Raw genomic sequence first — 13,678 nt, 5'->3', positions numbered from 1 at the left:
GGCACCGGCCGGGCCCGTACGGCTCTGCGGGTGGTTGCGGGGCGTCCGGAGCGGGTCCCGTTGTCCTTCGCTCAGCGGCGGTTGTGGTTCCTGGGTCAGCTCGAAGGGCCGTCCCCCACGTACAACCTCCCGGTGCCGATCCGCCTGACGGGTGTCGATGTCGCCGTGCTGAACACCGCGTTGCGGGATGTGATCGGGCGGCATGAGTCACTGCGGACGGTGTTCCCGGCCGTCGACGGGGAGCCGTACCAGCGGATCCTCGACCCCGAAGACCTCGACTGGCAACTCCAGGTCGAGGGAGAGACCGGTGACCTCGCCGAGGCCGTGGAACGGGCCTCGCGGTACGCCTTCGATCTCTCGGCCGAGCTGCCGATCCGGGCGTGGTTGTTCCCGTCGGGGCCGGACGAGCATCTGCTGCTGGTCGTGATGCATCACATCGCGAGCGACGGCTGGTCGATGGCACCCCTGAGCCGGGACCTCTCCACCGCGTACGCGGCCCGGCTGCGCGGCGAGGCCCCCGACTGGGCGCCGCTGCCGGTGCAGTACGCCGACTACGCCCTCTGGCAGCGGGAGTTGCTGGGTGAGGAGTCCGACCCGGAGAGTCTGCTGTCGGCCCATGTGGAGTACTGGCGGCAGACCCTGGCCGGAGTGCCCGAGGAACTCGCGTTGCCGGCGGACCGGCCGCGCCCGGCGGTCAGCAGTCATCGCGGGCATGTCGTGCCGCTGCGGCTCTCCGCTGCCGCACATCAGCGACTCGCCGCTCTGGCCCGGTCCGAGGGCGTGACCGCGTTCATGGTGTTGCAGGCCGCGCTCGCGGTGACGCTGTCCCGGATCGGGGCAGGCCGGGACATTCCGATCGGGTCGCCGATCGCGGGCCGTACGGATGAGGCGCTGGATGATCTGGTGGGGTTCTTCGTCAACACCCTGGTGATCCGCACCGACCTGTCGGGAGATCCGGAGTTCCGTGAGGTGCTGGGGCGGGTGCGGGAGGCGAGCCTCGGGGCGCTGGCCCATCAGGACGTGCCTTTCGAGCGGCTCGTGGAGGAGTTGGCCCCGCAGCGGTCGCTCTCCCGCCACCCCCTCTTCCAGGTCATGCTGACCGTGCAGAACACCGACCGGGGGTCGCTGGAGCTGACCGATGCCGCCGCGAGGGCCGGTGGCGCGGCGGCGGGTGGTGCGGGGACGGCCTCGGCGAGGTTCGATCTCGGGCTGTCGGTGTCGGAGGAGTTCGACGCGGACGGCGGTCCGGCCGGGTTCCGGGGATCGCTGACGGCGGCAGCAGACCTGTTCGACGCGTCGAGCGCCGCGCGGATCGCGGAGTGGTTCACCAAGGTCGTCGAGACGCTGACCGCAGCCCCCGACACCACCCTGAGCGCGGTCGACGTACTGGCGCCGGGTGAGCGTGACCTCGTCCTCCACCAGTGGAACGCCACGACGACGACCGGTGCGGAAGCGAGCGTCCTGGACCGGTTCCTGCGGCGGGCCGAGGAGTCGCCGGAGGCGGTGGCGCTGGTCGCCGAGGGCGAGGAGTTGACGTACGCCCGGCTCGCTGCGGAGACGGACCGGGTGGCGGCCGGTCTGGTGGCGGCGGGTGTCGGGCGGGACTCGGTGGTGGGTCTGTGCCTGCCCCGGGGCGCTCGGATGATCGCGGCGATCCTGGGTGTGTGGCGGGCGGGGGCGGCCTATCTGCCGATCGACCCGACGATGCCCGCCGAGCGGCTGGCGTTCATGCTGGCGGACAGTGGCGCCCGGGTGGTCGTGCTGGACGGCGAGGTGGACGGCACGCTGGGGGTCCCGGTGCTGTCGCTGGACGAGTTGCCGGAGGCGCCGGCCTTCGAGGCACCGCCCGCTGCTGACCCCCTGGACCTGGCGTATGTGATCTACACCTCGGGTTCGACGGGGACGCCGAAGGGCGTCGGGGTCACCCAGGGGTCCCTTGCCAACTACGTGGCTTCGGCCTCCGCCCGGCTGGACTGGACGGAGCCCGGCCACCGGTACGCGCTGCTCCAGGCGCAGGTGACCGACCTCGGCAACACCGTCGTCTTCGCGAGCCTCGCCTCCGGCGGACAACTGCACGTACTGGAGGCCGACGCGGCCACCGACCCCGGAGCGGTAGCGGCTTACCTCACGGAGCATGCGATCGACTCGTACAAGGTCGTGCCCTCGCACCTGTCCGCCCTGACCGGCGCGGCGGGCATCGAACACCTGCTCCCGGCCCGGTCCGTCGTGCTCGGCGGCGAGGCGGCCTCGGCGGGCTGGGTGCGGGAACTGGTGACCGCTGCGGCGGCGGAGGGCCGCCGGGTGTTCAACCATTACGGCCCGACCGAGACGACCATCGGTGTCGCCACCGCCGAGCTGACACCCGGCACGGGCGGGGTGCCGATCGGCTCACCCATCGCCAACACCCGCTTCTACGTCCTGGACGACACCCTCGGCCCGGTCCCGGTCGGCGTGACCGGCGAGCTGTACGTCTCCGGCGCCGCCCTGGCCCGTGGGTACATCGCGCGCCCGGCGCTGACGGGTGAGCGGTTCGTGGCGTCCCCGTTCGAGACCGGCCGCCGGATGTACCGCACCGGCGACCTCGCCACCTGGACCCCGGACGGTCAACTCCTCTACCTGGGCCGTGCCGACGCGCAGGTCAAGATCCGGGGCTTCCGCATCGAACCCGGCGAGATCGAGACAACTCTCCTCACGCACCCGGAGATTCGGCAGGCCGCGGTGGTCGCCCGTGAGGACACCCCCGGCGACAAGCGTCTCGTCGCCTACATCGTCGCGGGCTCCGGCACCGACACCGCCGGGGTACGGGACCTGGTGGCGTCGCGGCTGCCCGAGCACATGGTCCCGGCCGCCGTCGTCACCGTCCCGGAACTCCCGCTCACCTCCAACGGCAAGCTCGACCGCGCCGCGCTCCCCGCGCCCGACTACGGGAGCGGCATCGGCGGCGGTGCGCGCGGGGGCGTGACCGAGGAACTCCTCAGCTCCGCCTTCGCCCACGTACTGGGGCTGGACTCCGTCGGAGCCGACGAAGGGTTCTTCGAGCTGGGCGGGCATTCGCTGCTCGCGGTGCGGCTGGTGTCCCGGATCCGGGCCGTTCTCGGGGTCGAGGTATCGCTGCGGACCCTGTTCGAGGCGCCGACCGTGGCCGCGCTCGCGGCGCGCCTCGCGGACCAGGGGGAGACCCGGGCCCGTACGGTGCTGCGGGCGGCGGTCGAGCGGCCGGAGCGGGTGCCGCTGTCGTCCGCGCAGCGACGGCTCTGGTTCCTCGCCCAGCTCGAAGGCCCGAGCCCCACCTACAACCTGCCGACCGTGATCCGGCTGAGTGAGGATGTCGACGCGGAGGTGCTCGGCACCGCACTGCGGGATGTGATCGGGCGGCATGAGTCGCTGCGGACGGTGTTCCCGGCCGTCGACGGTGAGCCGTATCAGCGGGTCCTCGACCCCGGCGACCTGGACTGGGAGCTTGAGGTCGTGACCACGGCCGATGGTCTGGACGGTGTCGCTGATCCGGAAGGGGCCCACGGCCCGGACGATGCCCACGGCCTGGGCGAAGCCGATGGCCTGGACGAGGTCGGCGATCTGGACAGGGCCGTGGCGGCGGCATCCGCGTACCCCTTCGACCTCTCCTCCGAACTCCCCATCCGCGCCTCGCTGTTCGAGTCCGCCCCGGATGTCCGGGTGCTGGTGGTCGTCGTCCATCACATCGCCACCGACGGCTGGTCGCGCGGTCCGCTGAGCCGGGATCTGGCGACGGCGTACGCGGCGCGGCTGCGTGGCGAGGTCCCCGGATGGGCGCCGCTGCCGGTGCAGTACGCCGACTACACACTGTGGCAGCGGGAGTTGCTGGGTGAGGAGTCCGACCCGGAGAGCCTGCTGCACACGCAGGTGGAGTACTGGCGGCGCACCCTGGCCGGGGTCCCCGAGGAACTGGATCTGCCGACGGACCGGCCGCGCCCGGCGGTCGGTGGGCATCGCGGTCACCGGGTGCCGGTGCGGATCCCGGCGGAGGTGCACCGGCGGCTGACCGAGGTCGCCCGGTCCGAGGGCGTCACGGTGTTCATGGTCGTGCAGGCCGCGCTGGCGGTGCTGATGTCCCGGCTCGGGGCCGGTACGGACATTCCGATCGGGTCGCCGATCGCGGGCCGTACGGATGAGGCGCTGGACGATCTGGTCGGGTTCTTCGTCAACACCCTGGTCATCCGCACCGACCTGTCCGGGGACCCGGAGTTCCGGGAGGTGCTGGGGCGGGTGCGGGAGGCGAGCCTCGGTGCGCTGGCCCATCAGGACGTGCCCTTCGAGCGGCTCGTGGAGGAGTTGGCCCCGCAGCGGTCGCTCTCCCGCCACCCCCTCTTCCAGGTCATGCTGACGCTCCAGAACACCGAGGGAACCGCCTCCCCACTGGCCGCCCCCACCGGGCACGGCGACGACCCGCAGCGACCGGAGCCGTCCGTCACGGCCGGTGCCGCGCGGTTCGATCTGGACATCGCGCTGTCCGAGGTCTTCGACGCCCAGGGCCGCCCCGCCGGGGTGCGCGGCTTCGTCACCGGATCCACGGACCTGTTCGCGCCGACGACCGTCACCCGGATGGCCCGCCTGCTCCCGCGGATCCTGGACCGGCTGACCGCCGCGCCGGAGATCCGGCTGCACGCCGTCGAGATCCTCGACGCCCCCGAGCGGCAGCGCATCCTCACCGACTGGAACGACACGGCGGTGCCCATGCCGTCGGCGACGCTGCCCGAACTCTTCGAGGCCCAGGTCCGTCTGACACCGGACGCGGTCGCGGTGGTGTTCGAGGACACCGAGCTGACGTATGCGGAACTGGACTGCCGTGCGGACCGGGTCGCCCGCCATCTGCGGGCTCGGGGCGCGGGGCCGGAGACGGTGGTGGCGGTCGTCCTGGAGCGCGGTGTCGAGCTGATGGTCGCGCTGTGGGGCGTCCTGAAGTCGGGCGCGGCCTATCTGCCGGTCGACCCGTCGTACCCGGCCGAGCGCGTCGCCCTGCTCCTGGAGGACGGGTCACCGGTCGCCGTACTGGACGACGCGGCGACGGTCGCCCGGCTGTCGACCGGCGACGGCGTCCCCGACGCGGGGATGGGCGGCGACGGCATCCCCGACCCGGGGATGGGCGACGACCTCCCGCACCCGCCCGAGAACCCCACCCTCACCCCCACCCCCAACCCCCACCACCCCGCCTACCTCCTCTACACCTCCGGCTCGACCGGCCGCCCCAAGGGCGCGCTGATCTCGCACGACAGCATCGTCAACCGGCTGGTGTGGATGCGCGACCACTACCGCATCGGCGCCGGCGACCGGGTGATGCAGAAGACCCCCGTCGTCTTCGACGTATCGGTGTGGGAGCTGTTCTGCCCGCTGATCTCCGGCGCGACCCTGGTCCTGGCCCGCCCCGGCGGACACCGCGACCCGGGATATGTGGCCGACCTGATCCGCGACCGGCGGATCACCGTCCTGCACTTCGTGCCGTCCATGCTGGACGCCTTCCTCCTGCACTCCGGCGCCGCCCACCTGCCCAGCCTCCGGCACGTGGTGTGCAGCGGCGAGGCCCTCTCCCCGGAGACCCGGGCCCGCTTCCACACCGCGTTCACCGGGGTCGCCCTGCACAACCTCTACGGTCCCACCGAGGCCGCCGTCGACGTCACCGCCTGGGCCAGCGACCCGGACCGGGACGACGGCCGGGTCCCCATCGGCGCCCCCGTCGCCCGCACCCAGGTGTACGTCCTGGACGACCACCTGGAGCCGGTGCCCCCCGGCGTGACCGGCGAACTCTACCTGGCCGGTGCGCAGTTGGCGCGCGGCTACGCGAACCGGCCCGCCCTGACCGGCGAACGGTTCGTGGCCGGCCCCCACGGCGGCCCGGGGCAGCGGATGTACCGCACCGGGGACCTGGCGAAATGGACGTACGACGGTCAGTTGCTCTTCGTCGGACGCGCCGACGACCAGGTCAAGGTGCGCGGGTTCCGGGTCGAGCCCGGCGAGATCCAGGCCGTGCTCCTCACCCACCCGGACGTCGCGCAGGCCGCCGTGATCGCCCGTGACGACACCCTGGTTGCCTATGTCGTCCCCGTGGCGGACGGGGCACCGATCGTCCCCGTGGCGGACGGGGCGCCGACCGGGCTGCGCGAGCTGCTGGCGTCCCGGCTGCCCGACCACATGGTGCCCGCCGCCTTCGTCACGCTGCCCGAGCTGCCGCTGACCGTCAACGGCAAACTCGACCGCAGGGCACTCCCCGCACCCGAGTACACCACCGGCACGGGCACCGGCCGCGCGCCCGCCACCGTCCAGGAGGAACTGCTGTGTGCGGCCTTCGCCCAGGTGCTCGGCCTGGACTCGGCCGGAGTCGACGACGACTTCTTCCAGCTCGGCGGCCACTCCCTGCTCGCCGTCCGCCTGCTGTCCCGGATCCGGGCCGTCCTCGGGGTCGAGGTGCCCCTGCGCACCCTGTTCGAGGCGCCGACCGTGGCCGCCCTCGCGGCGCGCCTCGCGAACCAGGGGGACACCCGGTCCCGCAGCGCCCTGCGGGCGGTCGCCGCACGCCCGGAGCGGGTGCCGCTGTCGTTCGCGCAGCGCCGGCTGTGGTTCCTCGACCAGCTCGAAGGAGCCGGACCCACCTACAACATCCCGGTCCCCGTCCGGCTCGGCGGTGACATCGACATTCCGGCGCTGGCAGCGGCCCTGCGCGATGTCATCGCCCGGCACGAGTCGCTGCGCACCGTCTTCCCGGCCGTGGACGGCGAGCCCTACCAGCACATCATCGCCCCCCACGACCTGGACTGGGAGCTGGAGGTGACCCCGACCGAGCCCGGGGACCTCGCCGCCGAGGTCGCCCGCGCCGCCGGACACACCTTCGACCTCGCGGCCGAACTCCCCATCCGCGCCTGGCTGTTCCAAGCCGCCTCCGAAGCCGAGGGCCACCTCACCACAGGCACCGACACCGACACCGACACCGGCACAGGCATAGGCACGCCCCCACCCACCCACCTCCTCATGGTCGTCGTCCACCACATCGCCACCGACGGCTGGTCCATGAACCCCATGGGCCGCGACCTCTCCACCGCCTACGCGGCCCGGCTGCGCGGCGAGGCCCCCGACTGGGCGCCACTGCCGGTGCAGTACGCCGACTACACCCTCTGGCAGCGCGAACTGCTCGGCGACGAGTCCGACCCGGACAGCCTGCTGTCCGCCCAGGTCGACTACTGGCGCCGCACCCTGGCCGGGGCACCGGAGGAACTCACCCTCCCCATCGACCGCCCCCGCCCGGCGGTGGCCGGCCGACAGGCCCACCGGGTGCCCCTGGGGGTGCCGGACACCGTCCACCAGCGGATCGTCGCACTCGCCCGCGCCGAGGGCGTCACCACCTTCATGGTGCTCCAGGCCACCCTCGCGGTGACCCTGTCCCGCCTCGGAGCCGGCCATGACATCCCCATCGGGTCCCCGATCGCCGGGCGTACCGACGAGGCCCTGGACGACCTGGTCGGCTTCTTCCTCAACACCCTCGTGATCCGCACCGACCTCTCCGGAGACCCGCACTTCCGGCAGGTCCTCGACCGGGTCCGGGAGGCGAGCCTCGGCGCGCTCGCCCACCAGGACGTCCCCTTCGAGCGGCTGGTCGAGGAACTCGCCCCGTCCAGGGCCCTGGGACGCCACCCGCTGTTCCAGGTGATGCTGACCCTCCAGAACAACGAACGCACCGCCCTCACCCTGACCGGCACGCAGAGCGGCAACCAAGGATCCGCCCCGGCCGCCCCCGACGCCGCCGCGACGGCACCGGGCCGCTACGACTTCTTCGTCTCCGTCGGTGAGACCTTCGACGCCGACGGCCGCCCCGCCGGACTGCGCGGCGCCGTGACCGTCACCGCCGATCTGTTCGACGCCCCGGCCGCGGACCGGATGGCCGGGCGGTTCCTGCGCGTCCTGGACGCCGTCACCACCACCCCCGACCTGCGGCTCCACGAGATCGACATCCTCGGCGACCAGGAGCGCGACCTGCTCCTCGCGGGTGGCGGCACCCCGGTGGCACCCGGTCACCGGCCGACCGTTCTCGAACAGTTCCAGGACCGGGCCGGGGCCGACCCCGACGCCCTCGCCCTGGTCGCGGACGGCACCCGGGTGTCCTACGCCGGTCTGGACGCGGCGGCCGACCGGCTCGCCGGGCGACTGCGCGGCCACGGGGTCGGCCCGGAGGACGTGGTGGGCCTGTGCCTGCCCCGCGGTCTGCCGACGATCACCGCGATCCTCGCGACCTGGAAGGCCGGCGCCGCCTATCTGCCGATCGACCCCCACCTCCCGCCCGACCGCATCGCCTTCATGCTCGCCGACAGCGGCGCCCGCCTGGTCCTCACCCCGGAAGCGGGTGAGGACCCGGACACCCTGGGCGGCGTCCCGGCGATGTCCCTCGACCCGTCGGCACCCGGCACACCCACCGACCACCCCACAGCCCCCCGGACCACCCCTACCACCCCCGCCCCCGCCCCTGCCTCCACCCCCGCCCCCATCCCCGCCCCCGCACACCTCGCCTACGTCATCTACACCTCGGGCTCGACCGGCACCCCCAAGGGCGTCGCCGTCACCCACGGAGCACTGGCCGACTACACGGCCGCCGCGTCGCACCGCCTCGGCTGGACGGCGGCCGGAGCACGGTACGCGCTGCTCCAGCCGCAGTTCACCGACCTCGGCAACACCGTCCTGTTCCTCAGCCTCATCAGCGGCGGCGAACTCCACCTCCTGGACGAGGCCATGGTCATGGACGCCGAAGCCGTCGCCCGCTACCTCGGCGACCACCGGATCGACCATCTCAAGGCGGTGCCCTCGCACCTCACCGCGCTCTCCGCCGCCATCGGCGTCCGGCGGATCCTGCCCGCCCGCTCCCTGGTCCTCGGCGGCGAGGCCGCCCCGCCCGCCTGGGTCGCCGACCTCGTACGGGAGGCCGACGGCCGCGCGATCCACAACCACTACGGGCCGACCGAGACCACCATCGGCATCACCACCACCCCCCTGACCGCCGAGACGGCCGACGCGGGCGTGGTCCCGATCGGCACCCCCCTCGACGGCAACCACCTCTACGTCCTGGACGACACCCTCGCCCCGGTCCCCATCGGCGCGATCGGCGAACTGTACGCGGCGGGCGGCCAGTTGGCCCGCGGCTATGTCGGCAGCCCCGCCGCGACCGCCGAACGCTTCGTGGCCTGCCCGTACGGATCCGCCGGAGCGCGGATGTACCGCACCGGGGACCTGGCCAAACGCACCTCCGACGGGCGGCTGGTGTTCGCCGGCCGCGCCGACACCCAGGTGAAGGTCCGCGGCTTCCGCATCGAACCCGCCGAGGTCGAGGCCGCCCTGCTCAGCCACTTCGCCGTCGCCCACGCCGCCGTCGTCGCCCGCACCGACACCCCCGGAGACACCCGCCTGATCGCCTACGTCGTCCCCGAGACACCGCAAGCGCCGGAGACGACCACCGCCACGGACACGGGCGACCCCGGCGCCCCGGAGCAGACCAGCACCAGCACCCGAACCCGCACCGACACCAGCGCCGGCCCCCCACCCCCCACCCACCAGGCCGACGACCCCACGACAACGGCACCACCCCCCGGCGCCGAACAGGGCATCGCCGCCCTCCGCCGCCACCTCACCCGCCTCCTGCCCGACCACATGGTCCCCGCGGCCATCGTCCCGCTGCCCGAACTCCCGCTGACGGCCAGCGGAAAACTCGACCGCAAGGCGCTCCCCGCCCCCGGCAGCACGGCGGCGACCGGCCCGACCCGACGCGAGCCCGCCAACGAGAAGGAAGCGGTCCTCAGCGAAGTGTTCGCCGAAGTCCTCGAACGCGAACCGGACTCGGTAGGGGTCGACGACAGCTTCTTCGACCTCGGCGGACACTCCCTGCTCGCCATCCGGCTGCTGTCCCGCATCCGCGCCAGGCTGGGCGTGGACGTCAAGATCCGAACCCTCTTCGAGGCGCCGACCCCGGCGGCGCTGGCGGCGAAGTTGGGCACCCAGAAGTCGGCTCGGCCGGCATTGCGTCCCATGCGTAAGGAGAACGAGCGATGATTCCGTTGTCGTATGCGCAGCGGCGGCTGTGGTTCCTGAGCCGGCTGGAAGGCCCGACTCCCACCTACAACCTCCCGCTGGTCGTCACCCTCACCGGGGACCTGGACGTCGAGGCACTCGACGCCGCGCTGCGGGACGTGATCGTCCGCCATGAATCGCTGCGCACCCTCTTCAAGGTCGCCGACGACGGCGAGCCCTACCAGCACATCCTGGCCCCGGACGACCTGGACTGGGACCTCCAGGTGCGGCGCGTCGCCCCCGCCGCACTGGCCGCGGCGGCCGAAGAGGTCGCCTGGACCGGCTTCGACCTGTCCACCGAGATCCCCATCCGCGCCTGGCTCCTGCTCACGGACACCGACACCGTGCCCGCCACGGACACCACCGCCGGAGCCGCCCCGCACACCGCCACCGCGCCCGAGCCGGATACCGCCACCGCGCCCGCCCCGCACACCAGCGCCGGAGCCGCCCCGCACACCGCCGCCGGAACCGCCCCGGACGACCCCGAGGGCGGCGGCGCCCTGCTCGTCCTCTCCGTCCACCACATCGCCGGCGACGGCTGGTCCATGGCACCCCTGGCCCGCGATGTGTCGACGGCCTACGCGGCCCGGCTGCGCGGTGAAGCCCCCGGCTGGCAGCCTCTCCCGGTGCAGTACGCCGACTACACCCTCTGGCAGCGCGAACTGCTCGGCGACGGCGAGAACCCCGACAGCCTGGTCGCCGGACAGGTCGACTACTGGCGGCGCACCCTGGCGGGCGCACCGGAGGAACTGCCCCTGCCCGTGGACCGGCCCCGCCCCGCCGCCCCCGGCCACCGGGGCCACCGCGTCCCCCTGCACGTCCCCGCCGAGGTCCACCAGCGCCTCACCGACCTCGCCCGCGAAGAGGGCGCCACCCTCTTCATGGTCGTCCAGGCCGCCCTCGCGGTCCTGCTCTCCCGGCTCGGCGCCGGCACCGACATCCCCATCGGCTCGGCCGTCGCGGGCCGCACCGACGAGGCCCTCAACGACCTGGTCGGCTTCTTCGTCAACACTCTCGTCATCCGCACCGACCTGTCCGGCGACCCCGAGTTCCGGCAGACCCTGCGCCGGGTGCGGGACGCCAGCCTCGACGCCCTGGACTACCAGGACGTCCCCTTCGAACGTCTGGTCGAGGAACTCGCCCCCTCCCGCTCCCTGAGCCGCAACCCGCTCTTCCAGGTCATGCTCACCGTCCAGAACACCCGCCGCTCGGCCCTCGACCTGGCCGACGTACGCGCCGCGCGCGGCGGCCAGACCCTGGGCGCGCCGGTGATCGTCCCGGCCAAGTTCGACCTGGAGATCGTCGTCGGTGAGCAGTTCGACGCCCAGGGCCGCCCGGCCGGACTACGCGGCTCCCTGACCGCAGCCGCCGACCTCTTCGACGCCGCCTCCGTGGAGAAGATCGCCGAACGCTGGGCGCGCGTCCTGACGGCCGTCGGCGCGGGCCCCGACATACGCCTCGGCGCCCTGGACATCCTCGACCCCGGCGAGCGGGACCGCCTGCTGCTGGAGTGGAACGACACGACGACCCCGGACATGCCGGACGCCTCGGTGGTCGAGTCGTTCGAACGCCACGCCGCCTCGGCGCCGGACGCGGTCGCGGTGGTGAGCGGCGGCACGGAGCTGTCGTACGGCGACCTCGACGCGGCGGCGAACCGGCTGGCGAACCATCTGCGGGGTCGGGGTGTCGGTCCGGAGTCGGTGGTGGGGCTGCGGCTGCCGCGCGGCCCGGAGATGGTCGTCGGCATCCTGGGTGTGTGGAAGGCGGGGGCGGCCTATCTGCCCATTGACGCCCAACTCCCTCCCGAGCGGGTGGAGTTCATGCTCGCGGACGCGGGTGTCTCGCTCGTCCTCGGTGTGGAGGATCTGGATCAGCCGGGGGAGTCGGCGGACGCTCCCGGTATCGGTATCGCCGGGGATCTGGCGTATGTGATCTATACGTCCGGGTCGACGGGGACACCGAAGGGTGTCGCGGTCCCGCATGCCGGTCTGGCGAATCTGGTGTCGGTGTTCGGGCCGGTGATGGGTGCGGGTCCGGGTGAGGGCCTGTTGCAGTTCGCGTCCTTCAGCTTCGACGCCTCCGTACTCGATGTGGCGGTGGCGTTGTCGTCGGGTTCGTCGCTGTGGATCGCGAGTGAGGAGCAGCGGGAGCAGCCGCGGCGGCTGGCGGAGTTGGAGGGTGTGACGGCCGCCAGTGTCGTGCCGTCGCTGCTGGGTGTTCTGGATCCGGCGGATCTGGCGCATGTGGGTCCGATGGTGGTGGGTGCGGAGGCGGTCACCGAGGTGGTGGCGCGGACGTGGTCGGCGGGTCGGCGGCTGGTGCACGCTTATGGTCCGACCGAGAGCACGGTCATTGTGGCGATCGGGGAGGTGGACGGTGAGCGGCGCGGTCCGGTGCCGTTCGGGCGGCCGATCGCCAACACCCGGGTGTTTGTGCTGGACGAGGCTCTTCAGCCGGTGCCGGTCGGGGTGACGGGTGAGCTGTATGTGTCGGGTGCGGGGTTGGCGCGCGGGTATGTGAACCGTCCCGGTCTGACGGGTGAGCGGTTCGTCGCCTCTCCATTCGAGGCCGGGCGGCGGATGTACCGGACCGGGGACCTCGCTCGCTGGACGGCGGACGGGCAGTTGGTGTTCGGGGGCCGTGCGGACGACCAGGTCAAGGTGCGGGGCTTCCGGATCGAGCCGGGTGAGATCGAGACCGTGCTGCTGTCGCATCCTGACGTGACCCAGGCGGCGGTGGTGGCCCGTGAGGGTGCCTTGGTGGCCTATGTCGTCCCCTCGGCCCAGGATGTCGACCGGCTGCGGGAACTGGTGGCCTCGCGGCTGCCCGAGTACATGGTCCCGGCGGCCTTCATGCCCCTGGACGCGCTGCCGCTGACGGTCAACGGGAAGCTGGACCGCCACGCCCTGCCCGCGCCCGAGTACGCCACCGGTGTGGGCCGGGGCCCCGCCACCGTGCGGGAGGAGATCGTCTGCGCGGTGTTCGCGGAGGTGCTGGGGTTGGAGTCGGTCGGGGTGGAGGACGACTTCTTCCGGCTCGGCGGGCATTCCCTGCTCGCTGTGACGCTGGTGGAGCGGTTGCGGGGCCGGGGTGTGTCGGTGTCGGTGCGGGCGCTGTTCGAGTCGCCGAGTCCGGCGGGGCTGGCGCGGGCGGCGGCGGTCGGTTCGGTGGAGGTGCCGGAGAACCTGATCCCGGCGGACGCCGACCACCTCACCCCGGGGATGCTGCCGCTGGTCGAGCTGGACCAGGACGAGATCGACCGGGTGGCCGCGGCGGTCGACGGCGGGGCGGCGAACATCGCCGATGTGTACCCGCTGGCCCCCCTCCAGGAGGGGCTGTTCTTCCACCATCTGATGGCCGGGGGCGGAGCCGACGCCTATGTGACGGTCCGGCTGGTGGAGTTCGAGTCGCGGGCCCGGCTGGATGAGTTCGCGGGTGCGTTGCAGCAGGTCGTGGACCGGCATGACATCTACCGGACCGGTGTGGTGTGGGAGGGGCTGCGGGAGCCGGTCCAGGTGGTGTGGCGGCGGGTCGAACTGCCCGTCGTCGAGCACACCCTCAATGTCCCGTCCACCGAGCCCGCGCGCTGGGCGGATGCCCT

Annotated in this window: 2 protein-coding genes (1 of these 2 cut by a window edge); both read left to right on the top strand. The window is 73.0% G+C overall.

The features are described 5' to 3' along the window. Positions 1-30 precede the first annotated feature (30 nt). The gene (locus AB0O01_RS36350; RefSeq protein WP_365320391.1) at positions 31-10,059 is read left to right on the top strand and encodes an amino acid adenylation domain-containing protein; all 10,029 of its coding nucleotides are present in this window, start codon (positions 31-33) and stop codon (positions 10,057-10,059) included. Beyond that, positions 10,056-13,678, top strand: part of the annotated coding region (locus AB0O01_RS36345) for an amino acid adenylation domain-containing protein (protein WP_365320390.1) (this coding region is incomplete at its 3' end). The annotated region continues 14,079 nt past the right edge of the window; 3,623 of its 17,702 annotated nt are in view. The genes AB0O01_RS36350 and AB0O01_RS36345, both read left to right, overlap by 4 nt.

It is taken from the genome of Streptomyces sp. NPDC093252 (genome assembly GCF_040683675.1).
GTDB lineage: Bacteria > Actinomycetota > Actinomycetes > Streptomycetales > Streptomycetaceae > Streptomyces.
The sequence above is the reverse complement of the archived record's forward strand: the minus strand, read 5'-3'. Positions and strand labels throughout refer to the sequence as shown.